Source organism: Hungatella sp. SB206 (assembly GCF_051132295.1).
Taxonomy (GTDB): domain Bacteria; phylum Bacillota; class Clostridia; order Lachnospirales; family Lachnospiraceae; genus Hungatella; species Hungatella effluvii.
Map to the genome: position 1 here is coordinate 3,672,834 of NZ_CP096603.1, position 26,268 is coordinate 3,699,101.

Below are 26,268 nucleotides of genomic sequence, written 5' to 3' on the forward strand. Positions count from 1 at the left end.
GGCCAATCTTAAGGCTATTCGGCGCTTTAGCAGCAGTCAAAGATCGTCTTGGCAGTGAGTAAGCTGCCGTACTTTGCTTTCCAGTCACGGTGAATATCGGAAGCGTCGAAAACAGCAAGCGCCTCGCGCTCCAGCTCTATTAAAATCATGAAATCGTATCGGTTAGGCAGATCAATCACGGAAGGATAGAAGGATACCTGGTGTATACCTTCTATTTTTTCTGCCTTTTTAAACAGGACTTCTATTTCCGGATACAGGGCTTCTTTCTCTTTGACGGTTTCAGAAAATTTTACAATGATATAATGTTTCATGGGATGACGGCTCCTTTTCATGTGGAAATAATGATTGGAAATAAATGTTGGGGAGATTGTTTCTGTATTGTATCAAGTATAGCATAAGCGGGGGATTTCGAAAAGTATGGCAAGAAACAGTTAAAACCGGCAAAAAGCGCCACTATACACAGTTACATTAAGCTGTTACGTCGGTATGATGTGCAATATATATAATAATGCCGATGCAGGAACAGGAAAAACATACAAAAATATCAGAATACACAAAGGAATAACAGTATTGTCCAGTTCAAAATGACGAAGAGACCAGATATAATAATTACATCAGATGATGCTGCAGCATCGAAAAGGCAGGAAATAAGAAGCCACTCCACTAAGCTCGTGAAAGACCTCGCTAAGTGGAGATGACATGTATCGCACGTAGGAGACCAAAATACGGTCTCCAAGTGCTCATAACAAGGAGGAGTAAGAAGTGAAAAAACAAATTTTATCAGCAGTTCTAATCAGTACCATGTTGGCGGCAACACTTGCCGGATGCGGTTCTAAAGCGGCGGATCCAACGACCGCAGCACCAGCGGCTCAGACAGAGGCCGCGAAGGGGGAGGAGACAAAGGCCCCCGAGACCGATGCAAAGGCAGAGGAACCGAAAGTGGACGATGCAAATCTTTCGGAAGTGGAAAAGATTATTAAAGAAGCCCAGACCATGAGCATGGAAGAACTGGCAAAGAAGGCAATCGAAGAGTCCAACGGAAAGACCTTCTACGGAGTTGGCAACTCCAGCCGTGGAAAGACCGCTTTACCGCTGTTCATCGAATACTTACAGTCCATCGATCCTTCCTATACCATGGAATATGAGTGGCAGCAGCCAAAGAATAATAAGATCTTCGAACAGCTGTCGGCTGACTCTTTGAAGTCTTCCGGAACATTTGCCATGACTCTGATCCAGGATGGCAACCAGATCGAATCCAAGATGGTTCAGACCGGTATTTTAAAGACCTTTATTCCGAAGGAATGGGCAGATGCCAACGGCACTACAGCAGACGCTTACACAGGATTCCTTCCATTGCAGACTTTGAACAAGGTATTCATGTACAATTCCACCGGAAATGCGGAATTCAATAACTGCTGGGATTTCGTGGCAGAAGGCGTTCACCCGTTATACATGGACATTGATTCAGAGGTTGTAGGAAAGAACTTCCTATACATGCTGACAGAAGATAAGTACGCCGGATGGTTAAAAGAGGCATATGATGCGTTAGACAGCAGTAAACAGGCGTATTTCAAGCCGGTGGTCGATGAGATGGCAACCGATGCCGAAGATTTGGGACTCGGTGAAAATGGCGCCTACGCCCTGGCATGGATCAAACTCTGGGTAGAAAATTACAATGAACAGACCGATGACGGCCCGATCTGCAACACCCTGGTATCCAAGACTGCTACAGACCAGTGCGGACTTCTCGTATATTCAAAGCTTCGTTCCGTTGAGGAATCTTCGGAAGTATCCGTCAACAATATTAAAGTTGCAGCCTACCAGGATGGCTACAAGGGCATCGGCGGCTACGGCTACTGCCATTACTTATTCCTGACCAACAACAGCCCGCTTCCGTGGACCTCCTGTGCATTCATCGCCTATATGACCAACACAGCAGACGGATTCTCCGCATGGGGCAAAGATATGGGCGGTTACTCCTCTAACCCGAAGGTTATGGAAGAGACCGAAAAGATCTACGGCCACAGCAAGGGCGGCTACAATGACAAGGGCGAGAACGAATTCGACAGCAAGAACGACAGAGGATATGAGTGGTGGACCACTGACGGCGAACTGGTTCTGGAAGATCCGGAATACTGTGCGGACGTATCCTTTACAGTAGGAAGCTGGATTGAGCTGCTGACAAAATACAGCGATTCTGCTCAGTAAACGATCACTCGCAGAAGCTCAAGAGGGTCACCGCAGCAATGAGATAACGGGAGTGCCGCATTAAGGCTGTTCTTAATGCGGCAGCCCATTTTATAAGGAGTTAGTTATGGACCAGACAGTTAATCGTAAGTCAAACAATAAGGTCATCGTGCTTAATAAGATCAAGACATACTTTTCCAAACCGCAGAATGTCATCCTTCTGTTGTTCGGCATTGTGCTGACTTTTACAACGGTTGCACCAATCGTGGCAATTGTGAAGGATACGCTCATGATCCATCCGGGAACCATCGATGCCCATTTAACGGGAAAGGCATCTGGCTATACAATTGTCAACTATGTTGACTTATTTACCAGCCGGCTGGCCAGAACGAATCTGTGGAAACCGTTATGGAATACGCTGCTTTTAGCGGTATTGACCTGTCTCATCTCGATTCTCTATGGCGGCGTGTTCGCATTCCTTGTCACGAGGACCAATTTAAAATTCAAGAAGTATTTAAGCTCTATCTTCATTTTCCCGTACATTATGCCTCAGTGGACACTGGCGGTCGTATGGCAGAACTTATTTAACAGCAACGCGGTCGTGGGAACGTCCAATGGGCTTTTGGCTTCGCTGTTCGGGATTCTGGCGCCCAAATGGGTATGCCAGGGACTCTTTCCCAGTGCGGTCGTCCTGGGCCTTCACTATGCGCCATTCGCCTATATCCTGATCGGCGGTATTTTCCGCAACATGGATGCCAATCTGGAGGAAGCGGCCACCATTCTCGATACGCCGAAATGGAAAACCATGTTCCGGATCACGCTTCCAATGGTAAAACCGGCGATTCTCTCCACCGTTCTTCTGGTATTCGGAAGCGCCATGGGAAGTTATCCAGTACCGCATTATCTGGGCTTTACGACGCTTTCCACCAAGTATATCTCCATGAACTCCAAGTATACCGGTGAAGCCAGTATTCTTGCCATTATTATGATGGTATTCGGCGTGGCGATCCTGACCATGAACCAGGTGAGTTTAAAGAGCAGAAAGAATTACACGACGGTTACCGGTAAATCGGGCCAGCTCTCCAAGATCAATCTCGGGAAAATGGGGAAATATGTCATCGGTATCGTGATGATCGTGGCAACCTTCTTTACGAGTATTTTCCCGATCCTTTCCTTCGCACTGGAGACCTTCCTTCCGAACCCGGGAGATTACAGCTTCCTGTACACGAGAAATTTAAGCAACTTAACGACCAAATGGTGGATCACCAGTGAAAATATTACGGAAAACGGAATGTACGGCCAGAAGGGAATCCTATATAACTCCACGATCTGGCACGCCTTCTGGGGAACGCTTCTCGTTTCCATATGCTGCGCATTGATTGCCGGAACGATCGGTACCTTAATCGGATACGCGGTATCGAAGAACCGGAGGAGCAAATGGGCCAACTACGTGAACGGAATGGCTTTCCTGCCATACTTGATGCCGTCCATCGCAGTAGGCGCGGCGTTCTTCATTCTCTTTTCCAATGAGAAGATCAATTTATTCAACACCTATACGCTGTTAATCATTGCAGGTACCATAAAGTACATACCATTTGCCAGCAGGAGCGCATTAAACTCCATGCTGCAGATCAGCAATGAGATCGAGGAAGCGGCGATTATTCAGGATCTGCCGTGGTTTAAGAGGATGTTCCGGATCATTATTCCGATTCAGAAATCGGCCATCATCAGCGGATACATGCTTCCGTTTATGACGTGTTTAAGAGAGTTATCCTTATTCCTGCTTCTCTGTACGCAGGGCTTCATTCTTTCCACGACTCTGGATTACTTTGACGAGATGGGCTTATACGCATTTTCCAGCGCCATCAACTTAATCCTGATCGTAACGATCCTGATATTCAATACATTAGTAAATAAACTGACCGGAGCGAGTCTGGACGACGGTATCGGAGGTAATTAACATGCCAGAAATAAAATTAACAAATGTGACAAAGAGATGGGGGAAGTTTTACGCAGTAGACAACTTGAACCTCGATATAGAAGATAATTCTTTCATCACCCTGCTAGGCCCCTCCGGCTGCGGAAAGACAACAACACTTCGTATGATCGCAGGTTTGGAGACACCTACCAGCGGCCGGATCTCCATCGGCGACCGGGTAGTATTTGACAGTGAGGCAGGCATCAATGTGCCAGCCAACAAACGAAAAGTGGGATTCTTATTCCAAAACTACGCGCTGTGGCCCAATATGACCGTCTATCAGAATATCTCCTTTGGACTCAGCAACATCAAGGAGGAACTGCCGCAGATCGATTTCGAGGCAAAGACCACCAATGATTTGATCCAGGCCTTAAAGAGCGGAAAACGAATCGGTGAACTGGTGGAAGAGTGCCGCGATAAAAAAGGCAGGCTGGATATGGATAAGGTCTATTTAAAGCTGATCGACGCCTACACACTGTCGATCTACACAGCAAAGACACTGTTCGGCTTGGGTATTCAGGAAAGCTCTGATCCGGAGGTTGCTGCAAAGGCAAAGGCCGCAGAGCTTCAGGCAAAGCTGGATTCCCTCCGTGCTTCCTACAGGGGAAAAGGCCAGGAATTAAACAATGACTTCGCCGTAGTAAGCGGCGGAAAAGTGCTGACAGAAAACAGAAAGCTCCATAAAGAAGAGGTGGAGCAGGCGGTGAGACGTGTCTCCCGTATCGTCAAGATCGGACCGTTCATGAACCGTTACCCGGCAGAGTTATCCGGCGGGCAGCAGCAGCGAGTCGCCATTGCCAGGACCCTGGCGCCTGAACCTGCGGTGCTCTTCATGGATGAGCCGCTGTCGAACTTAGACGCCAAGCTGCGTCTGGAGATGCGTTATGAGCTTCAGCGTCTGCATGTGGAGACGGGCAGTACCTTCGTCTATGTTACCCATGATCAGATGGAGGCCATGACACTGGCTACAAAGATCTGCCTCATCAACAACGGCGTACTCCAGCAGTATGAGGCGCCCTTAGACGTTTACAACCGTCCGCGCAATCTCTTTGTGGCAGACTTCGTCGGCAATCCTTCCATCAACTTCATGGAGGCAAAGGGCAGACAGAGATCGGATGGTTCCATGGAGCTGACCGTCCTGGACGGTGAAAAAGCCGTATTCCTGCCGGAAAAACCGCTTTCCATGGATCGCTGGTTTATGGAACGGAACCAGGCTGATGAGGAGGCCGAGAAGAAAAAACAGGAAGTCTTAAAAGACAAGAAGGCCGTGGAAAAAGGAAATAAAGATGAGACCTTTAAATACCATATTGCGAAGGTAGACGAAAGCGATTACGCGGTGGAAGACGATCCCGTGATCACAGACGAGGACTTTGTCATCGGTGTCAGACCGGAATGCCTGAAATTGAGTCCCGCCGGCCAGGGAAGCTTAGAAGCCACCGTCTACGGCGCCATGCCTACCGGTATGGAGTCCACCGTTAAACTGCGCGTCGGCGATTTCCTGCTGACAGGAGTAATCTTCGGAGGCGTTACCTATCAGATCGGAGAGAAGACGGGCGTGGATATTGAAGGAAATGATATCCTGCTGTTTGACCGTAAGTCCGGAAAATGTGTGACTGCGGGAAAGATTGAGTTTATCAGATAACGTGTATAGAAAAGGTGCAGCTTTACCAGGCAATTCATATACCTGGTAAGGCTGCACCTTTTACGCTAAAGGCCAAATTCCTCAAAAAGCTTCTCCTGGAACTCCCGGTCCCTGGCTGCGCGGATCATATCTTCTGTACGGGAGGCCTCAATCAATTTAAGATTCAGCTGATTGACCCGTTCCAGCCCTTCTTCCAGCCCTTCTTTCAGACCTTCCTTACGGATCATCTGTTCCCGTTCCCATGATTTCATATAGTTGATTCCAACCTCCTTATCCCGTTTTACTTTATCGACAAATCCATGGATTTTGGCAATGTTCTCATCCGTTACATTGTCGTCCGTACTGTTCTCTATATATTTTAACATATCACGAAGGGCTTTTCCAGGATTTCCGGCGGTTCCTTTCGTGTAAAGATAGATTTTTTTCAGCCCGTCATCATAAGAAACTGACGAATCCTCCACGCAGCGGTTCTGTACTGTGTATACCATACGTTTTCTGTCAAATGGGTCATACGGAAGAATCATAATAATTATGACATTTTTCATATGACCGTAATCTGTCCCTGATTCTAAAAGCTGAGAGTCAATGAGCGCATCATAATAACGCGTCCGCCTGGGCAGAGATTCCTTTTCATAGGTATTGTTTGGCTCGATATTATAGACATCCGTTGAAACCTCTATGTCATCTGTGGAAATATCATCAGAGGATATCTCCTGGACATAAGCGTCAAGCCGGATCCCGTGGTTGCCGGTATCAATTCCTGCCACAGTTTTTTGCGGGATGATTCTCACTTTCTGTATAGTTCTGTTCAGGATAGTACTGAGGAGAATCCGGCAGAATTCCTCCCCAATTCCTTCTTTGGATACCATCTCCTGAAACAGGAAATCGTCTGGGAATTGCGTCGGCGGAATGCCGGGGATTTTTTCGTTCTCCTGGCAGGAGAACAGAATGTATGCCGCAGCAAAAAACTGCGGCGATTAAACTATAATATGACTATAAACCATCTCAGCCGGTATGACAAGCAAAAATTCATCAGCCAAAGCTTCCGTAAAAATTCATCAGCCAAAGCTTCCGCTGCGCCTGTCGTTACTCACCGAGCTGTTCCTGATAGCGCGCCCTGTAGTCGTTGGGCGTCATCCCTGTAGACTTCTTAAACTGGCGTGAAAAGTATTTTTCATCTTCGAAACCGACCTCGTGGGCGATCTGGCGGATTTTTATCATGGGATCCTTCAGCATCTGCCTGGCCTGGTTGATTCTAAGATCGTTCAAATACGTGATCATGGTCACGTGGAAGGTCTGCTTGAATTTCCGGCAAAGGTATTCCTGGTTGACGAAAAAGGTCTGGGCACACGCTGCCTGACTGAAAGGCTGGTTATAATTCAGTTCAATATAGTGTGCGACCTGATAGATCATATCAGCCTCCGGAGAGTGAATGGACTTCAGCTCCCCATGGAGAAACAGGATATCCGCCCGCATTCGGCGGCGGAAGCGTTCAAAGGATATCCGCATCGATCCATCCATGATGTCGCGGAAGTTTAAGACCACATACTCCGTCTGATGGCGGAATCCTTTGTGACGGTTTTCGAACAGTTCAGCCCAGGAGGCAAACAGACGGTTTTCATCCTGAACTGCTTCCAGCACAATGGCAAGAAGCGGAGCATCTTCCGGAATGCGGCTGCGAATCCAGAGAGAGATACTGTCGTCAATCAGCTGCTCATTCCCTGTCAGCAGAGCGGAAAGCAGCATGCGGTCATCCACTTCCTTCTGTTTTTCGGTCAAACCATGGAACGGCCTGTGGAAACCGGGTTCCAGACTGCAGAGTACAGGAGAGAGGCTCGCCATATTACAGGCTCCAAAGGCGTCTCTTGCCTTCTGATACGTCTCCATAATTCCTTCGGGGAAAATACCGTCTGCCACCCCCATGCAGACCGGAAACGGCAGTGACTGCCGCACTGCCTGCAAAAAATTCTTTAATTGCTCCTGAAAGGCCGGACTGTAATCGGTGAGAAAAGCAGCGATCTCATAACGGCTGTCCGCAGGCAGCAGAAAGCCCGCACCAGAATCGGCCAGAAAGCAGGCGAGCGCGTCTCTGTAGCGGTGAAAGGACTCGTTCCAGGAAGCTTCTTCCCCGGATATAAATGGTTCCAGATTGCAGTAGGTAAATCCGCAGGCGGTAAGCTCCGAAAGCTCGGGAGACAGCTCCATCAGTTTTCTGCAGGCCTGCTCCGGATGGTCGCCGTGAATCAGACGCGACAGCAGATTCTCACGGCACAGGGTGGCCATGGAATCGATCTGGTCCTTGTGGATTTGAGCCGTATGGTATAAATCGTGCTCCTGATTCCAGGCGCCAGCCGCCTTCTTTACGGCCTCGATCAGCTGATCCTGATCCAGTGGCTTTAAAAGATAATCCACACCTCCATGCTGGAGAGAGCTTCTCACATAATCGAAGTTATTATAGCCGGAAATAACGATGACCTTGATATGCTTCAGGGAACCCGCAATATATTTCATCAGGTCGATTCCGCTTAAATCCTGCATGACAATGTCGGTGATTAAGATCTCCGGCTGTTCCGCCTCAATGATGCGGATCGCATCCTGGGGCGTGAGCGCTTCGTAAGTTTCCGTAATTCCCAGTTCCTGCCACGGCACCAGGAGTTTTACGGCCCTGATGACATGGGCTTCATCATCTACGATTAAGACTTTCATGATTTTCTCCATTCTTCTGTGATATTCAGTGATGCTCCAGCATCCGGTAATCTGCCTGGATATGGATCACCGTCCCGCTTTTTCCATCAGAACTGATCTCCATGGAGCACTGGTTCTTGTAATTTAACAGGAGGCGCTGGTAGACGTTGCGCATGCCGATATTGTTTGACACGTATCGGTTTTCCCGGTCTGTCTCCAGCTGCTGTTCACTTTGAATATCAGCGGTTCTGGAAGCGGGACGTTCTTCGGAAAATCGGTTAAGCGCATCGACAAAGGTTTCCGCATCGGATGAGGAGGCAGCTGCCTTTACCTGCTGAAGCGAGTGCGTGAGTTCCTCCAGTCTTTCAGCAGAAATGCCGGCTCCGGTATCTTTGACGAATAAATGGAGGTAATTGCCTTCCACAAAAGCGCGTATGGTCAGGCGGCTGTTGTCAAGCTTCAGAAGATTACCGTGCCGGATCGAGTTTTCAACCAGCGGCTGCAGCGTCATCTTCGGAATCAGCATGGCGCCTGCCTCATCGGATATGTCAAATTCTGTCTCCAGCGTGTTGGGAAAACGCAGCTTTTGCAGCTTTAAATACAGCTCGATGTAATGGAGCGCATCGTTTATGGGCACAAGATTGTGAGCGGTGTCCATGGAGTAGTGCATCATCTGTCCCAGGGCCGTGATGGACTGGTACAGAGGCAGATTGCCGCCCTCCAGGGCATTGGTCGCCAGGCACTGGAGCGTATTGTGGATAAAGTGAGGATTGATCTGGGCCTGAAGGGCCTTTAATTCACTTGTCCGGTTTGCCAGCTCCAGCTGGTACTGGTGAATGATAAAGTTTTTTATGGAGTACATCATCTTGCGGATCGTGATGAGCAGAGAGCCAATCTCGTCATTTTTCGTATAGGTGATGTAGGACGACATATTGGCATCCAGATCACCGGCGCTGACGGCTTCCGCGTAGGCTGTCACCTTTCGGATCGGCGCGGTAAAACGTATGACGGTTATGACAATCAGAAGAATCTCCGCCAGGGTCACGATGATAAAGGAGTAAAGCATCATGTGGAAGAAGCGGCTTGCCTTTTCATAGACAAAGGCTTTCGGAGATATCTTGATTAAATACCAGTCCACCGGATCCTCCAGAATGCGGCTGCAAATGACGATGTCCTCGGAATCCGTGTCGAGGACCAGCGGGACGCCAGGCTCCAGGGAAGAGGAAAGGATATCCTGAATAACCGGATTGCGGGTCTGTGTGGCGATCTCTGCGGGAGTGCTGCTGTAGACGTAGCTGCCATTTCCATCCACCAGACAGAGGTACTCCTTTTCTTTGAACAGGGGAGAGCAGATGGAATCCAGAACCGATATGGGAATGTCGATGGTAATTTCTCCCAGGGAATCGGTGACGGAAGGAATCTGATAAATGGGCATATGCAGAGAAAAAACCAGGGAAAATTCCCGCCCCGAAAGCTCATGAAAATTATAGTTGGACTGCATGTGGGCCGATGTCACATAGGAGTGGTACGGTTCACATGGGAAACGCCGTTCCTGGCTTAAATAGATATGGTCCTTTTCATACCGCTGCATATCGGACTGAAGCAGCAGGGACTTTTTTAAGTTAAATGCGGAAAGCTGGATCTGTGAGGCATCCGGCACACTGGAATAAAGGGTCTGAAGGAAATCGAAGATGCGGGACTCCGTCTGAAGCAGGCGGTAGCTGGATACAGACTGTTCCTTTTCCGACAGGATGTCCATGACCTCAGAGTTGAAATAGAGGCCCCGCGCCGTATAATCCACCAGCTTCACGTAATCGGAAATACTGTTTCCGGTGGCGCGCATCGTATCAGTCGTCTGAGAGACGAACTCTTCGTCCAGTGACGTTTTGATATACTCATAGGAAAAAAACCAGTATACCAGAAACGGAACGAGAATGCAGATAAAGAGCAGTGATAATAATTTGATTCGGATACTGACAAAACGCTGACTGTTCATACTTACTTCCCCCAAAACACAGTTATCTGGCACCATTCTACCACAAACAGTAAATTCGCGAAAGACCATGAAGTCAAAATAGTCCTCCTATCATATCAAAAACATGAGTGTAAAAAGAAGTCACGTTCTATTACAATGAAGGCACAACAAAGAAAGAGAGAGAAAATCCAGGAAACAGAGTGATGGTTATTTTTAGTTCCCGCCCCTGTAACTGTCATGGTATACTATAAAAAATACTGTGACAACAACACATCAGGGGGAGTGTTTTACGATGAAGAGAAGGGTTAGAATCGGTTTAATAACAGCAGGTATTGTGCTGGCCGCAGTGGGATGCAAAAGTCAAAACACAGAAACCGGCGCGGCAGAAGCAGCCGCAGAACCAGGAATTGTACTTACCGTAAGCATGCCGTCTTCCGAATGGAGCGGATATGTGAAGGAACTGTCGGATCTGTACAGAAAGGAGCACCCGGAGATCGGGAGCATCGAATGGAATCTGGTGGACCGGAGTATGTATTCCGATTTGCTGCGGGTCAGCCTGGCGTCTCAGAAGCTTCCGGATATTATCTACGTCGGCTTCGAGGGTTCCATGGAAGAGTGGAAGGACCATCTGCTTCCGCTGGAAGCTCAAAACGTACTGAAGAAGCTTCCGATGCCGTACCGCACCATGGGAAGTCTGGAGGGAACGGTCTACTCGGTACCGCTCCAGATTCAGGGGATCGGTATCGCCTATAACCAGAAGCTTTTAAGGGCAGCCGGCTGGGAACGTTTTCCTGAAACGAAATCCGAATTCGAACAGTTATGTTTGGATCTGGAGGAACAGGACATAAAGCCCATGATGAACCATTATAAAGAAACGCTGCTTACCATGGCGGGCAACTTATTCATGCTTCCTGCGATGGCGGAGGACAATCCCACCGCGTATATGGAATCCCTGTTAGAGGAAGACCGTCAGCAGGAGTATGAAGAGAACTGGCAGGCGCTGGCGGACTATTTTGATCTGACCCTGCGTTTCGGAAACCGGGATTCCTTAACAACCGGAGCCCCGACCGCAAGAGATTACTTCTTCATTGAAAAATACGCAATGCTGAATGACGAGGGCAGCTGGCTTGCGCCGGTTCTGGCAAAGTCCAAACCGGCTCTGGAACGGGATATCTCCATCGGAGCGATTCCCCTCTACGAGGAAGCGGAGAGAAATAAGCTGATCGTGGAAGTCCAGGCACTGTCTGTGGTGAAAAGCAGCCGGCATCCGAAGGAAGCCGAGGAATTCTTATACTGGCTCGCCACTTCAACAGAGGCGTCCCGGTATTTAAGAGAGACGATGGGCTGCCTTCCGGTCATGGCCATGAACGACGAAAGCCTGGAGGGGCTGTCCCCTCTGGCGGCCGAAGTAAAGGAAAGCATCAAGAAAGGCGGGACCGCGCTCGACGTGGTAAACTGCCTTCCCGGGGAACTGAAAAAAAAGAGTGCCGAACTCTGGGGCTTTTATCTGACCGGCGATTTGAGCCGGGAGGATGTTTTACAGGAGTATCAATCTCTCTGGAAAGATTATATGAAACATAATTAGGCCACTCCACTAAGCTCGTGAGATACCTCACTAAGTGGAGATGACATGCATCGCACGTAAGCGGTTAAAATACAACCGCTAAGTGCTCATAGCGAGGAGGTTATTTAAGATGTCAGTGATTCATTACCAGAAAAAAGAAGACATGAAATTTGAGACAGCAGGAAACGGAATTTTAAGAGCGGAGATGCTTCCGGGCATGGTAGACGGCGTACATACCTACAAATGCAAAGTGGCAGCCGGTACCGTGGTTACGCTGGAAACCTTTGGCGATCAGACACAGATTTACTACTTTACCAGGGGCGAAGGCTATGTGGCCACACCGAAGAAGGCGTTTAATATCGAAGAACCTTCTCTGTTTATCCCAAACATGGACAAAGAAGCGAATATTTTACACGCCGCAACAGACATGGAATTTTTACAGCTGACTTCTGTCATGCTTCCGGAGGATTACGAGCAGTTTGAGCACTGGCACATTGCACTGCCTAGATTCTGTCCATTAAGCGGCTGTATCGAATATATCGAGGGCTTCCGTCCGGAAGGCATCAAGGCGCTTTCCATTCTGGATACCCATTTCCTCACCCGCATGACCATGGGTGCTATTATCGGTAAGGGACCGAACAAGGCGGCTCCTCACAGCCATGATAACCTTTATCAGTGGTATTACGGAATGCCGGGAACGAAGTTCATCTACCGCGCGGCGGATGAGGAAATCGAGCTTCATGAGGGAGACTGGGCGTTTATACCGACCGATATTGAGCATGCGATCGAAATCGAAGAGGATGAAAATGTGAACTACGTCTGGTTTGAAATTGAGCTGACGAAAGCCGAACTGGAAGCAAAAAAAGCGCAGTAACCGATAAAAGGAGAGGGAAAGATCATGATGAAAAAAATGACAGCTGCGGTTTTAGCCGCGGCAATGGCAGCATCACTTACGGCATGCGGGGGCAATGCCGCGAAGGAGACAACACAGACTACGGCACAGACGCCGCAGGAGGCAGCCACCGTTGCGGGAGGCGCATCCACGACGGACGGAAAAGAACCTGTTACCCTGCGGTTCTCCTGGTGGGGCGGGGAGACGAGACATAAGGCGACCATGGCGGCCGTCGAGGCATTTGAACAGGAATATCCCTGGGTTACCGTAGAATGTGAATACTCCTCCTGGGATGGATGGACCGATAAGGTGGCTACCCAGCTGGCAGGCGGAACAGCCCCTGATTTGATGCAGATCAACTGGAACTGGCTTTACCAGTTTTCATCTGACGGCTCCAAATTCGCAGATTTGAATCAGTTTAAAGACATTATTTCCCTGGATAACTGGTCGGAGACCAACCTGGCGGCCATGACCGTCGGCGGAAAGCTTCAGGGCGTACCGGTTTCCATCACGGGAAAGCTTCCGATGTACAACAAGACTACCTTTGACAAGGCGGGAGTGGCCATTCCTACTTCATTTGAAGATCTTCGCGCCGCAGGCAAAGCGTTCCGGGAAAAACTCGGCGACGATTACTATCCGCTGGCTGAGGAAGGCTACGAGAGAATGATCTGGATGGTAATGTACCTTCAGGAAAAGTACGGAAAGGAATGGATTAAGGATTTATCCGTCAATTACACGGTGGAAGAAGTGACAGAGGGCATGGAATGGATCAATTCTCTGGAAGAAGACCACGTATTCCCGAAGATCTCCACGATCGCCGGAGATGGTGCGGAAAACTTCTTATCCAACAAAAAATGGATGGATGGCCACTACGCCGGACTGACCGAATACGATTCCAACGTCCAGGAAATCGCTGACTCCTTAGATGAAGGCCAGGAGCTGGTACTTGGAGATTACCCAACTGATTTAGGACCCAATCCGGCCGGCATGAGCAAGGTTTCCCAGGGCTTCGCCATCACCGAGACCTCCGAACACAAGGAAGAGGCCGCCTTACTTCTGGAATACATCACTTCCAATGAAAACGGTGTAAAATTAATGGGAACCGAGCGCGGCACCGTTTGCAACACGGCGGCAAAGAAGATCCTGGAGGATGCGGATATCTTAGGCGGACAGACTCTGGAAGGCAACCAGAAGGTGCTTGCGTTCTGTCACTATACCTTTGATCCGAACTTCGAAAACTCCGCGTTAAAGGAACGTACCGGTGCTTATTACGAAGTATTTGACAACTTAAGCGCGGGAGCAGATCCGGCGGAGATGGCACAGTATTTAATCGATTCCATCAATGACGTGAATGCGGCTAACCCATACTAATTAAGAGCGATAGGATATAGCAAAAAGGGACGCTGCCGGGGCGGCGTCCCCTTTTTGTACCCGAAAGTGTGCAGTGTTTGGAAAACTCAGCTATAAACAAAAAAGGAGAAGGAGCACATTATATGAATCTTACACCAATTTTCAAAGAATATATGAAAAATTACGAAGGGCTCGATGATTATCTGGTGGAAATTGACGGCCAGTCCATGTATGAATGGAACTATGAGGATGGCTGCTTATTTGTCGGTGCCTCCCGTCTTTACAAGCTGACGGGAGACCGTGAGTATCTGGATTTTATCGTTAAGATGGTGAGCCCCTATATTGAAGAGAATGGAGCCATAAAGAGCTATCACCGTGAAGAATACAATCTGGATTTTATTAACGCGGGGAAAATCTTCTACTTCCTCTATGATGAGACGGGAGAGGAAAGGTACCGGAAAGCATGCGATACCCTGATGACCCAGCTGATCTACCAGCCCCGCCTGACTACAGGAAACTTCTGGCATAAGCTGATCTATCCCTTTCAGGTATGGCTGGACGGCCTTTATATGGGACAGCCGTTTTATATGGAATATGAAAACCGTTTTAACGAGAGGAGGAATTACAGCGATATCATGAATCAGTTCAACCAGGCGAGAAAGCTTCTGTACGATGAGAAAACCGGCCTGTATTACCATGCCTATGATGAGTATAAAGACAGAAAATGGGCCGATCCCGCAACAGGGCTGTCCCCAAACTTCTGGCTTCGATCCATCGGCTGGTATTTAATGGCTCTCGTTGACTGCTGCGAGCTGGCCTCCGAGGAGATTTATGAGGTGAAAGCCAGGTTTGGCGAGCTTTTAAGAGAAGCAGTACACGGGATCTTAAAGTACCAGGATCAGGAGAGCAGGCTTTTCTACCAGCTTCCGGCACTTCCGGAGCAGGAGGGGAATTACCTGGAAACCTCCGGATCACTCATGGTGGCTTACGCGGTCTTAAAAGGCTGCCGCCTGGGGGCGCTTCTGGAAGAAAAATATGCTGCAAGGGGAAGGGAAATCTATGATGCCGTTCTGGAGCAGAAAATATACCAGGCAGACGACGGTGCATACCATTTATCCGGCACATGCGCAGTGGCAGGCCTTGGACCGCGCACGGAGCGGGATGGAAGCATTGACTACTACTTGTCGGAGCCGGTAGTCGATGATGATGTAAAGGCCATGGGGGTACTTATGATGGTAACGGCCGAACTGATGAAAATGGAATGATAGGAGTGAGAGTATGGAAGCACAGCCCGTAAAGATACGAAACTGGAAGAACTTTTGCCGCAAATACAGAGGATTTTTTTACATTCTGCCGTGGATCATTGGATTTATGATTTTTAAGTTTTATCCATTTATTATGTCCCTGTTTTACAGTTTTACTAACTACAGTTTATTTAAGCCGGGAACGGAATTCATCGGTCTCGACAATTACTTAAGCATATTTCATACGAAGAAATACATAAAGGCATTTAAGGTTACATTTCAATATGCGTTTCTCACGGTGCCGCTGAAACTGGCATTTTCCCTGTTCATCGCATATATCTTGAATTTTAAACTGAAATTCGTCAAAATGTTCCGGACTATCTACTACATTCCTTCCATTCTGGGAGGTTCTGTGGCGATCGCGGTCGTGTGGAAATTCATTTTCCAGGGAGACGGTTTGATCAACCAGTTTATCCAGATGTTTGGCGGTGAAAAGATTAATTTCCTCGGCAGCACACACTACGCGCTCTTCGTCATCTGCCTGCTTCGCGTATGGCAGTTTGGTTCCGCCATGGTGATCTTTCTCGCCGCATTAAAGGGTGTTCCGCAGGAGCTTTACGAGGCCGCCTCTATCGACGGTGCCGGCAAATGGAGACAGTTTTTCTCCGTTACAGTACCGCTTATTACACCAGTTATTTTTTATAACCTGATCACACAGCTCTGTGAGGCATTCCAGGAGTTCAACAGCGCATTTATCATCACGAAGGGCGGACCGCTGGGATCGACGACGCTGATCTCCCTGTTAATTTACCAGAATGCGTTCCGTACGTATGAGATGGGGCTTGCCAGTGCAATGGCGTGGCTGTTGTTTATCATCATCTGTACTCTGACCGTGGTCTCCTTTGCCAGCCAGAAGTACTGGGTGTATTACTCGGATGATGAGAGATAAGGGGGACGATTGAGATGAGTAAGAAAACAAGAGAACAGATCAGTACCGTGGTTCGCTATACCGTTCTGATCCTGGTAGGCTTCGTCATGTTTTACCCTATGCTCTGGATGGTGGGCGCATCGTTTAAGGCGAGCAACAATGAGATTTATTCAACCATCAGCTTCCTTCCGAAGAGTCCGTCGTTTCAGGCTTACATTGACGGCTGGACCGCGACAGGCAATCCATACAGCCTTTACCTGATCAATACTTTTAAGATTGTCATACCGAAGGTGATTGGAGCGGTGGTGGCCAGCGTTGTTACGGCATACGGATTTTCCCGTTTCGAGTTTCCGGGAAAGACTTTCTGGTTCTCCATCCTGCTGGCGACGCTGTTCCTGCCGCAGGTAGTGCTTAACATTCCACAGTTCCTCTTATTCCGGACATGGGGATGGACGAATTCCTACCTGCCGCTGGTGGTTCCGGCCTTCTTCGGAGCCGAACCATACTTCATCTTCATGCTGGTTCAGTTCATGCGGTCTGTATCCAGGGAACTGGAGGAAGCGGCAGAAATCGACGGCTGCAATTCCTTCGAACGGCTGGTATACATCGTGGTGCCCATGGTAAAGCCAACCATCGTTTCAGTGGCGCTGTTCCAGTTCATGTGGGCATTTAACGACTTCCAGGGACCGTTAATCTATATCGACAGTGTAAAGAAGTATCCGACTTCACTTGGTCTCCGCCTTTTAACGGATGCGGAGACCGGCTTTGAGTGGAATAAGGTTCTGGCGCTGTCGGTCGTCACCCTGCTTCCGTCTCTGATCGTATTCTTCCTGGCACAGGATCAGTTCGTGGACGGCATTGCGGCAGGCGGTGTAAAGGGGTAAAAATATGAAAGCAAACGTGATTTTCAAGACTTCCCGGAAGTTCCTTCTGGAATGGGAGGACTTCGGAGTCTTCTATACGGAAAAAGAGTATGAAGTATGGCTGGATGACCGGTTCATCTTAACAAGCAGCCGCGTCATCCAGACTGTGCCGGGCCTTACGCCCGACACGGAGTACCGCGTATCCCTGCGGTGCGGCGGAGAGATTTATGCGGAGTTTTCGGTCCGTACCGATTATGAGTTTGTTACGCTGAACGTGCGGCGCTTTGGAGCAAAGGGCGACGGAATCCATGACGACACGCTGGCCATCCAGACGGCGATCGCCTCCTGCCCGAAAGACGGGAGAGTGTTTATCCCGGAGGGAACGTATCTCGTAACCAGCCTGTTTTTAAAGAGTGACTTCACACTTGATATCGGGAAGAACGCCGTGCTCCTGGGCCATGCAGAGCGGGAACGGTTCGGCGTGCTTCCCGGCATGATTCAGAGCTATGATGAGACAGCGGAGTACAATCTCGGATCCTGGGAGGGAAATCCCCTCGATATCTTTACCAGTATGATTACGGGAATCCATGTTTCAAATGTGGTGATCACCGGAGAGGGAATCCTGGATGGAAACGCCACCTTTCAGGACTGGTGGGAGGACGACAGGGCGAAAATCATCGCATTCCGTCCCCGCATGGTATTTTTGAATCACTGTGATCATGTAGTGCTTCATGGAGTCACCGTGCAGAACAGTCCTTCCTGGAATATCCATCCCTATTTCTCGAATGATCTCCGTTTCCTGGATTTGACCATCTTAAATCCATGGGATTCACCGAATACAGACGGCATGGATCCTGAGTCTGTGAATGGTCTGGAAATCGCCGGCATCTATTTCTCTCTGGGAGATGACTGTATTGCACTAAAGTCTGGAAAATATTATATGGGGCACAAATATAAGATACCGTCACAGAACGTCGAAGTACGCCAGTGCTGCATGAATAATGGGCACGGAGCTGTGACCATCGGCAGTGAAATGGCGGCAGGAGTGAAGCATGTTCATGTAAAAGACTGTTTATTTCTGCACACCGACCGGGGACTGCGGATCAAGACGAGACGTGGGAGAGGAAAAGATGCCGTTGTTGAAGATATCTGTTTTGAGAATATCCGCATGGACCATGTGCTGACGCCCTTTGTTTTAAATTCTTACTACAACTGCTGTGATCCCGACTGCCATTCGGATTATGTGAAATGTAAATCGCCACTTCCAGTAGACGAGCGGACCCCATCGGTAAAGCAGATGATTTTTCGAAACATCGAGGCTCATAACTGTCATGTAGCTGGAGCATTTTTATACGGATTGCCGGAGATGAAGGTGGATTACGTGGAATTTGACCATGTGACTATTGATTACGATGAGAATCCGGAACCGGATGAACCAGCCATGATGGATGACATCCAGCTGACTGCAAAATTAGGCCTCTACATCAAGAATGTTCAGGAACTTGTTTTAAACGATGTTTCCATAAGCGGATGCGACGGTGAACCGCTGCTTTTGGAGAACATCGATAAAATAACCGGAAATGGAGCCATTTCCAATTCTGCCGCTGAAGGAGAACAAATATGAGTATGACGATTGCAGCTACAGCAAGTGTATCCGCAGGCGGGGATGATCCCATCCTGTTTCGGGGGCCGTTTGAAGAGACGGTTCCTCAGATGGCCGCGCTGGGATATCGTGCTGCAGAACTTCACATTTACGATTCGGATCAGATCGACCGAAAACAGTTATACCTGATTTTGGAGGAGAACCAGGTAGTACTCACCTCCATCGGTACAGGTTCCGCCTATGAGAAAGACGGAATCTGTCTCGGCAGCGCAGATCCGGGGAAAAGAGCTGCAGCCATCCGCCGTCTGACCGGGCACATGGTGACAGCCTCTCCATATCATGGTATAGTTATCATTGGTCTCATCGCTGGAAGATTTTCCGACTGCGGTCAGGATGGAGAAGCATTTAAAAGGAATCTGACGGAGAGCTTAAAACTCTGTGTGAAAGAAGCGGAAGTACACGACGTAACCTTAGGTTTTGAGGTGATGAACCGGTTTGAGAGTGATTATGGTACCACGATCAGAGAGGCATTAGAGCTTCTTCGCGTGGTTGGCTCTAACCGGCTGAAGCTTCACCTGGATACGGTACACTTAAATATCGAGGAAGATGATATCGGGAAAGCCATCGAAAGCGCCGGCGGCGCCATCTGCCACGTCCATGTGGCAGATAATAACCGCTGGTATCCGGGGCATGCGCATTATAACTTTGCGGAAACGCTGGCAGCATTAAGCCGTGTCGGTTATAACGGAGCACTGGCATTGGAAATCACGAATGATCCGGATACGGAAACAGCCGCCAAAAACAGCCTCTCCTACTTAAACGCAATACTTGAGACACTATCATATTGAGGAATATTTCCCTCAGGGAGGTTTTATTTTGTTATTAAAAAAGTTTTTCAAGTTCGTAATTCCATCTATTGTATCCATGTGGATCTTTGCGCTGTATACCATGGTGGACGGGATGTTTGTGGCATGGGGAGTCGGTGAGAGCGCGCTGGCATCGGTGAATCTTTCCATGCCCTATGTAATCTGCATTTTTTCCATAGGTCTGCTGATGGCGACGGGCACTTCCACGCTGATTTCCATTGCGCTGGGACAGAAGAAGGAGGAAGAGGCGAGCAGCCTATTCTCCATGAATCTGGTCGTCTTAACCATTGTCTCCCTTGTAGTGACCGCGCTCACGTTCCTGTTTCTGGAGCCTCTCGCCATGTTTCTTGGCGCATCCCCGGACAATCTGGAGTACGTAAAGAGCTATGTGGGAACCATCGGGGCCTTTGCCGTATTTTTTATCCTGTCCTATAATATGGAGGCACTGGTGAAAACAGATGGAACGCCTGTCGTTTCAACGATTGGGGTCATGGTGTGCGGACTGACCAATGTCATTCTGGATTATGTCTTTGTCATGGTATTTCACTGGGGTGTCTGGGGAGCGGCATTCGCTACCGGACTGGCTCAGGTTGCCTCCACAATCATATTCTTTACATATTTTGCATGTTTTCGGAAGAAACTCTGTTTCCACAAATTCAAATGGAATCCGGGCGTTTATAAAAAGATCATTCCCCTCGGTCTGGCCAATGGCTTCACGGAGCTTTCAGGCGGTCTTGTGGTGTTCCTGTTCAATCAGACCATTCTTCGCGTGATCGGGGAGAGCGGTATCGTCAGCTATACGGTCATTTCCTATATAAATACCCTGGTACTGAACACCATGGCTGGGATTGCCCAGGGGATGCAGCCAGTTACAAGCTACCATTACGGTGCCAGGGAACTTGGTCATTGCCGGAGACTCTTAAAGTATTCGCTCCTGATGGAAGTGATTGTGTCGGTTGTCTATGTATTTGTCCTGGAATTCTTTCCGCAGATCTTTGTCGGCGCGTTTCTTGACCGGAGGGACGGCGAACTGTTTGTCTATACCATGAGGGCGCTTCGCCTTTATTCGCTGTCGTTTTTGTTTATTGGCTTTAACGTGGTGTCGGCCGGTTACTTTACCGCGATGGAGCGGCCCTGGCAGTCCTTTGCTGTCTCGGCGGGAAGAGGACTTTTCTTCCTTGCTGCGGCTCTCGGCGTCATGGTTGTTCTTCTGGGAGAGAATGGAATCTGGCTTTCACCGGTTGTTTCGGAATTTATCTGCGCCATTTTGGCGGCGGTATTTTTCCTTCATAAAAAGACAGGTCCCGTGAAATTAAGGAAGTGATAAGATGCTATTTGACAGAAAACAACTGGTTAGGCTGATTGTACCGCTGGTTTTGGAGCAGGTGATCATGGGGACCATCGGAATCGCGGACATGTTGATGGTCGCATCGGTGGGGGAGACAGCGATTTCGGGTATTTCCCTCATAGATTCCATTAACATGCTGTTTAGCAGCATGTTCGCTGCGCTGGTGACGGGGGGAACCATCATCTGTACCCAGTATCTGGGGAAAAGGGACGAAGATATGGCCAATCTGGCCGCAAAGCACCTGCTCCTTGTCTCCCTTCTGTTTTCCCTGATGATTGCGTCACTGTGTTTTCTGTTCCGCAAAACGGTCGTTTACGGCCTCTATGGGGCCGCGGAGACGGAGGTTCTTCGTCAGGCCATGATCTATTTCTATTTTTCCATGGCTTCCTACCCCTTCCTGATGATGTTTGACAGCGGCAGTGCGATTTTCCGTTCCATGGGGAATGCGGCGCTGCCGTTTACCGTATCATTTCTCATGAGTGTAATTAATGTCGTGCTAAACGCCGTCTTTATCTTTGAATTGCACTGGGGCGTATTCGGAGCCGGATTCGCTACCTTACTGGCGAGAGTCGTCAGCAGCGCGGCGATTTTTATTCTTTTGTACCGTTACCAGGGAGTCATTCGGCTTCAGCTGTTCTTAAAGAGCGGCTGGCACGGCTTCATGGTAAAAAATATTCTGAGACTGGCGGTCCCCACCGGCCTGGAGGACAGTATCTTTCATATTGGTAAGCTGCTGGTTCAGGGGATTGTCACCTCCTTCGGGACAACGGCAATTGCCGCCAACGCGGTGGCGCTGACTATCTCCGAGTTCACCCATATGCCTGGATTTGCCATCGGCCTTTCGCTGATTACCGTAGTGGGAAGATGCGCAGGAGCTGGAGATTTGGAGCAGGCGCGGTATTACGTGAAGAAAATTACCAGACTCTCTTTCCTGGTGACTGGTGCCGTGGCGGCGCTGTCCTGGATTTTTGCCGGTCCGGTGGTGGGGTTCTACCAGATGAACCATGCCACATGGGTGCTGGCGGTGGAAATCGTGAGATGGCAGGCTCTGGCATGTCTTTTCGTCTGGGTGCCGGCCTTTAACATCTCCGATGCGCTGAGAGCGGCCAGCGATGTGAAGTTTACGATGGCTGTCTCCATGATTTCCATGTGGATATTCCGGGTGGGCTGCAGTTTTCTGTTCCGGTCTCTTCTGGATGTGGGCGTCATCTGTGTATGGTTTGCGATGTTTCTGGACTGGATGTTCCGGGCCGGGGTTTTCACACTTCGTTTTCGCGGTACGAAATGGGAGGGCAGGATGTTTCTTTGACGAAACATCCTGCTTTTTTGTTGACATTACTTCGATATCGAAGTATTATAAAAGAAAAACATTCGATATCGAAGTAAATCGGGAAAGAGAGGACGGACCATGATCTATGAGGGCGAGGAAAAATTAAAAAGACAGGCAGAAAACGGATTTCCAAAAGGAATTACGAAGATCTGTGACCGTGTATATTTTGCTTTGGGATATGGCGGGAGCACGTGTACACTTGTGATAGGGGAGGAGTCCTGCATTTTGGTGGATACGTTAAACGGTGTCACACCAGCCAGGGAAGCCAGGAAAGAGTTTGAGAAGCTGACGGATAAGCCTGTCCGGACGATCATTTATACGCACTATTTTCATTTCGACCACACCTCAGGCGCATCGGTATTCGCAGGCCCCGATACGCGGATTATCGGGAGAAAGCCGTCGTATCCCCAGTATGGAAGGACCGGCCTGATCAAGGACATCTGCGGCGTGCGCGGAGCGAGACAGTTCGGCGTCGGTTTGCCGCCGGAGGAAAACATCTGTGTGGGAATCGGGCCCAGAAATGAAATCAACGGGGAAAAGGGAAATCTTCCATGCAGGGAGCTCTTCGAGGAGGAGCTGCTGGAACTGGAAATCGACGGTACGAAGGTCGTTCTCGGGGCCGCCCCCGGGGAGACAGACGATCAGATCTTTGTCTGGTTCCCTCAGCACCGCGTTCTCTGCTGCGGTGACAATTATTATGAATCCTGGCCTAATTTATACGCCATCCGCGGCGGCCAGTACCGGGATATCAGCGGCTGGATCGATTCCCTGGATAAGATGAGGGAGTACAGGGCCGAGTATCTGCTTCCCGGTCACACCAGAGCCGTGATTGGAAGCGCAGAGGTGGAGACGACGCTTAAAAATTACCGGGATGCGCTGGAATACGTGCTGACAGAGACGCTTCGCGGCATGAACGAGGGCCTTACACCGGATGAACTGGCTGACAGCATCCGCCTTCCTGAGCGCCTGGCGTCACTTCCCTATTTACAGGAGTACTACGGAACCGTAGAGTGGTCTGTCCGGTCCATTTATACCGGTTATCTGGGGTGGTTTGACGGAAATCCAACGAAGCTGGGTCACATGAATACGAAGGAACGGGCAGAAAAGATCACAGCGATGATGGGAGGCGCCGGTCAGGTGCTGGCTGAGGGAAAGGCCGCCCTGGAGCGTGGTGAGGCGCAGTGGACCGCAGAGCTGTGTGATCTCCTGTTAGACTGCGGCCGGGAGATAGAAGCGGCCTCCGGCCTCAAGGCTGATGCGCTGACCGAGCTTGGCCGGAGGCAGACGAGTGCCAATGCCCGCCACTATTATCTGGCGTGCGCCAGACAGTTGAGAGGAAACGGCAAGCCCCTTAAGCTGAACGGCGCCATGCTGGATGTGGTGAAAAGGCAGGACGATAAGTCATGATTGACAATACCTTTACGCTGATCAGCCGCATAGATGGAGAGATACGCCGTTTCATTGCCGAAGAGCTGGCGGGGGACGGCATCACGGATATCGTACCCTCACAAGGCGCCATTATTTTGGAATTGATGAAGCATGGGCAAATGCCCATGAACGAACTGGCGCATGATATTGACCGGACGCCTCAGACTGTGACCCATCTCATAAAAAAGCTTGTAAAAGCCGGTTACGTGGAGACCAGAAAGGCACCGGAGGACAATCGGGTGACAATGGCCGTGTTGACAGAAGCGGGAATTCATCTTGCTGATGCACTCTGCCACATTTCCGAAAAAATCTATGACCTCCAGTACAATGGAATAAAGGAAGATGAGATTGTAGTCCTACGCGGAGCATTAGCACAAATGTATGCAAATTTTACGGGAAGCGCAGTCAGGTCTGATTAAATGTGTCACAGAATCTCCTGTATTTCCAAAGACCATCCGGCGCCGCCGTACATATAGGATTCAGTAAGCGCCACCGTATGCAGACGGCCGTTAAGCCTGACGGTGGCCGGAATGTCTTTCTTAATGTATTCCAGCGCGATAGAGCTCTTTTGACAGTAGGTTTCCAGAACTGCAAAGAACTCTTCCGGGGTAACCGGTTTTTTCTCCAGATCTATGAGGAGAATCCTTCCGGCTGCACCACTGTTCAAATCTTTTGCAACAGATTTTAAATATCGGTACTCCGCTTCCCACAGCAGCAAAAGCACTGCGGTACTGGTCAAAAACATGACCTGGATGGAACGAGGGAATAGGTGTGCCAGAGAAAACAGGCAGAACAGGAAAATATAGCACCAGGCCAACGCGGCTGCACCGCGAAAGAACGAGGAGTCCAGCCGTGCAGCCAGGCCGCGCAGCAAATGCAGGAGACAGCCTGCAGCCATGTATCCCAACAGGACTGCTGGGAACAGGGACCATACAGGCCCGATTTCTTCCGGCGCAGCCAGCCTCAGCGCCGTGAGAGAGCACAGCAGCAGCAGCGTTCCAAGAAGAAGGCCCTGCTTAAGGGTTTCCACAAGATTTTCTTTCATTTCGCACCTCCATTATCTGACTGCGAACGTCTTTTAAGTATTTTCGTGATATATAGACGGTTTTGTTATTGGGAAAAGATACCTCCATTAAACCATTTACCATTGGGCGGTATGACGATACACGGTCCATATTAATGATGACGGATTTGGAAATCCGGATAAATCCGGCCGGAAGAAGATGCTCCAGTTCATACAGCCTTTTCTTTACCTCAAGCGTTTCGGAATCCGTGTGTACCAACTGCTTTTCACGTACCGTCTCAATAAAGCAGATCGCGCGCTCTTTAAGCTTTACGATTTCATCTCCGCGATAACATGTGAGCATCATGGTGTGATACCGTTCCTGTTCCACATATTCTACCAGCCTTTCTATGGACTGGTCTTTACAATGTACATAGAATTCCGCATGTTCAGGTTCCTTTTCCGGAATCACTCTGATCAGAGTCTGCATGTCTGTCTCCTCCTGCCCTTTTCTTCTTATTTTTGTTCCCTATCCGTTTTTTATTCTCCTATCAGGGATTTGCTCCAGATGGGTTTATTATAAAGGAAGTGTCGGAAAATATCCATGAGTTTCCGGTAAGCGGCAGTTTTTCAGGGGTAAGCGGCAGCCACGGGCAGCGGCTGAATTCCTGCAGCCGTTTTTGAAAAAGTGACATTATTTCATAAAAAGGTTTTTTTAAGCGGAAAAATCTGGTATGATAAAAATCAGGGAATTAAGTACGACAGATCGAGGAAAATACCATATGAAGATACAGCTGGAAGAAATGTACAAAGATCCTGTAACAGGAGGCGGAAACGAGTACTGGATCAAAGAAAAATACCAGGAAAACTGTCTGCGCCGGATGAGTCATTATGCGGTTATGACCATCAACATAAAAAAATTCAGAAAGTATCATCTGCGGTACGGAAAGATAGCGTCTGATGAGATATTGAAGGAGATTTACGATATTTTAGACGGTTTTCTCCATGAAAATGAATATCTTTCCAGAATTTATTCCGACAATTTTGTTATACTGCTTCACCGGGAGAATAAGGAGGCTCTCGTACAGTTTATTTATGATACTGACTGGGCGGGATATCAGTGTGAGGATCCCAGGATTTATATGAAGATATTCTTTTCCTTTGGTGTCTATATGATCGATAATCCGGACGACGATTTCCATACTGCTCTCAATAAGGCGGAGCTGGCCCGAACGATGTGCGGACACGTTCATCTGAGGAATACCTCTTATGATTTCTACAGCAGCAGTATATCAAAAAGGTATTTGCATGACTGCGATATTGAAGAAAAAGCGGTGGAGGCAGTGAATCAGAAGCGCTTTACCCCCCTATCTGCAGCCTAA

Annotated in this window: 22 protein-coding genes; 16 read left to right on the forward strand and 6 right to left on the reverse strand. The window is 49.0% G+C overall.

Translation table 11 applies throughout. The annotated features are described in order from the left end of the window. Positions 1–26: 26 nt before the first annotated feature. Positions 27–311, reverse strand: coding sequence for a hypothetical protein (locus M1L66_RS16095; protein WP_002604221.1), 285 nt, complete (start codon positions 309–311; stop codon positions 27–29). A 490-nt stretch (positions 312–801) separates the two neighbouring features. Between M1L66_RS16095 and M1L66_RS16100 the strand changes: the two genes are divergently transcribed. The 3 genes from M1L66_RS16100 to M1L66_RS16110 all read left to right on the forward strand — a co-directional run bounded on the left by M1L66_RS16100 (position 802) and on the right by M1L66_RS16110 (position 5,807). After that, positions 802–2,208, forward strand: coding sequence for a hypothetical protein (locus M1L66_RS16100; RefSeq protein ID WP_207729139.1), 1,407 nt, complete (start codon positions 802–804; stop codon positions 2,206–2,208). Between the two features lie 106 nt (positions 2,209–2,314). Continuing rightward, on the forward strand, positions 2,315–4,147 hold the full coding sequence (locus tag M1L66_RS16105) for an ABC transporter permease (RefSeq protein ID WP_002604219.1): 1,833 nt from the start codon (positions 2,315–2,317) through the stop codon (positions 4,145–4,147). 1 nt (position 4,148) lies between these two features. Then, positions 4,149–5,807, forward strand: a complete 1,659-nt coding sequence (locus tag M1L66_RS16110) for an ABC transporter ATP-binding protein (RefSeq protein WP_187022136.1) — start codon at positions 4,149–4,151, stop codon at positions 5,805–5,807. Between the two features lie 65 nt (positions 5,808–5,872). On the opposite strand, the gene M1L66_RS16115 is transcribed toward M1L66_RS16110, so the two are convergent. The 3 genes from M1L66_RS16115 to M1L66_RS16125 form a co-directional block, all read right to left on the reverse strand. After that, the gene (locus M1L66_RS16115; protein ID WP_187022135.1) at positions 5,873–6,676 is read right to left on the reverse strand and encodes an Rpn family recombination-promoting nuclease/putative transposase; all 804 of its coding nucleotides are present in this window, start codon (positions 6,674–6,676) and stop codon (positions 5,873–5,875) included. Positions 6,677–6,893: 217 nt separating this feature from the next. Further along, a complete protein-coding gene (locus M1L66_RS16120) occupies positions 6,894–8,513 on the reverse strand; it encodes a response regulator transcription factor (RefSeq protein ID WP_434694124.1) in 1,620 nt (539 codons plus the stop codon). A 25-nt stretch (positions 8,514–8,538) separates the two neighbouring features. Then, positions 8,539–10,488, reverse strand: coding sequence for a sensor histidine kinase (locus tag M1L66_RS16125; RefSeq protein WP_434694126.1), 1,950 nt, complete (start codon positions 10,486–10,488; stop codon positions 8,539–8,541). A 271-nt stretch (positions 10,489–10,759) separates the two neighbouring features. On the opposite strand from M1L66_RS16125, the gene M1L66_RS16130 reads away from it, so the two are divergent. From M1L66_RS16130 to M1L66_RS16185, 12 genes are all read left to right on the forward strand, one after another. Beyond that, the gene (locus tag M1L66_RS16130) at positions 10,760–12,052 is read left to right on the forward strand and encodes an ABC transporter substrate-binding protein (RefSeq protein WP_434694129.1); all 1,293 of its coding nucleotides are present in this window, start codon (positions 10,760–10,762) and stop codon (positions 12,050–12,052) included. A 109-nt stretch (positions 12,053–12,161) separates the two neighbouring features. Continuing rightward, complete coding sequence (locus M1L66_RS16135; RefSeq protein WP_187022131.1) at positions 12,162–12,905, forward strand: cupin domain-containing protein; 744 nt, start codon at positions 12,162–12,164, stop codon at positions 12,903–12,905. A gap of 24 nt (positions 12,906–12,929) precedes the next feature. Further along, complete coding sequence (locus M1L66_RS16140) at positions 12,930–14,294, forward strand: ABC transporter substrate-binding protein (protein ID WP_187022130.1); 1,365 nt, start codon at positions 12,930–12,932, stop codon at positions 14,292–14,294. Between the two features lie 122 nt (positions 14,295–14,416). Further along, on the forward strand, positions 14,417–15,538 hold the full coding sequence (locus M1L66_RS16145) for a glycoside hydrolase family 88/105 protein (RefSeq protein ID WP_187022129.1): 1,122 nt from the start codon (positions 14,417–14,419) through the stop codon (positions 15,536–15,538). Positions 15,539–15,551: 13 nt separating this feature from the next. Beyond that, positions 15,552–16,466, forward strand: a complete 915-nt coding sequence (locus M1L66_RS16150; RefSeq protein WP_187022128.1) for a carbohydrate ABC transporter permease — start codon at positions 15,552–15,554, stop codon at positions 16,464–16,466. 14 nt (positions 16,467–16,480) lie between these two features. Continuing rightward, positions 16,481–17,329, forward strand: a complete 849-nt coding sequence (locus tag M1L66_RS16155) for a carbohydrate ABC transporter permease (RefSeq protein ID WP_434694133.1) — start codon at positions 16,481–16,483, stop codon at positions 17,327–17,329. A gap of 4 nt (positions 17,330–17,333) precedes the next feature. After that, positions 17,334–18,932, forward strand: a complete 1,599-nt coding sequence (locus M1L66_RS16160) for a glycoside hydrolase family 28 protein (protein WP_187022126.1) — start codon at positions 17,334–17,336, stop codon at positions 18,930–18,932. Continuing rightward, positions 18,929–19,759 (forward strand): sugar phosphate isomerase/epimerase family protein, encoded by an 831-nt coding sequence (locus M1L66_RS16165; protein ID WP_187022125.1) that lies wholly within the window; start codon positions 18,929–18,931, stop codon positions 19,757–19,759. Before M1L66_RS16160 ends, M1L66_RS16165 begins: the two co-directional genes overlap by 4 nt. A gap of 28 nt (positions 19,760–19,787) precedes the next feature. After that, positions 19,788–21,101, forward strand: a complete 1,314-nt coding sequence (locus tag M1L66_RS16170) for an MATE family efflux transporter (RefSeq protein ID WP_434694137.1) — start codon at positions 19,788–19,790, stop codon at positions 21,099–21,101. 4 nt (positions 21,102–21,105) lie between these two features. Next, the gene (locus M1L66_RS16175) at positions 21,106–22,434 is read left to right on the forward strand and encodes an MATE family efflux transporter (protein ID WP_434694139.1); all 1,329 of its coding nucleotides are present in this window, start codon (positions 21,106–21,108) and stop codon (positions 22,432–22,434) included. A 99-nt stretch (positions 22,435–22,533) separates the two neighbouring features. After that, positions 22,534–23,862: an alkyl sulfatase dimerization domain-containing protein gene (locus M1L66_RS16180; protein ID WP_434694141.1), complete on the forward strand. Its 1,329-nt coding sequence runs from the start codon at positions 22,534–22,536 to the stop codon at positions 23,860–23,862. Next, positions 23,859–24,302 (forward strand): MarR family winged helix-turn-helix transcriptional regulator, encoded by a 444-nt coding sequence (locus tag M1L66_RS16185; RefSeq protein ID WP_434694143.1) that lies wholly within the window; start codon positions 23,859–23,861, stop codon positions 24,300–24,302. Before M1L66_RS16180 ends, M1L66_RS16185 begins: the two co-directional genes overlap by 4 nt. A 5-nt stretch (positions 24,303–24,307) precedes the next feature. Here the strand turns inward: M1L66_RS16185 and M1L66_RS16190 are convergent, their stop codons facing one another. Further along, entirely contained in the window at positions 24,308–24,928 is a 621-nt protein-coding gene (locus M1L66_RS16190) for a DUF4318 domain-containing protein (protein ID WP_434694145.1), read from the reverse strand. Beyond that, positions 24,900–25,376, reverse strand: coding sequence for a LytTR family DNA-binding domain-containing protein (locus tag M1L66_RS16195; RefSeq protein ID WP_434694147.1), 477 nt, complete (start codon positions 25,374–25,376; stop codon positions 24,900–24,902). Before M1L66_RS16195 ends, M1L66_RS16190 begins: the two co-directional genes overlap by 29 nt. Positions 25,377–25,668: 292 nt before the next feature. On the opposite strand from M1L66_RS16195, the gene M1L66_RS16200 reads away from it, so the two are divergent. Next, entirely contained in the window at positions 25,669–26,268 is a 600-nt protein-coding gene (locus tag M1L66_RS16200) for a GGDEF domain-containing protein (protein WP_434694149.1), read from the forward strand.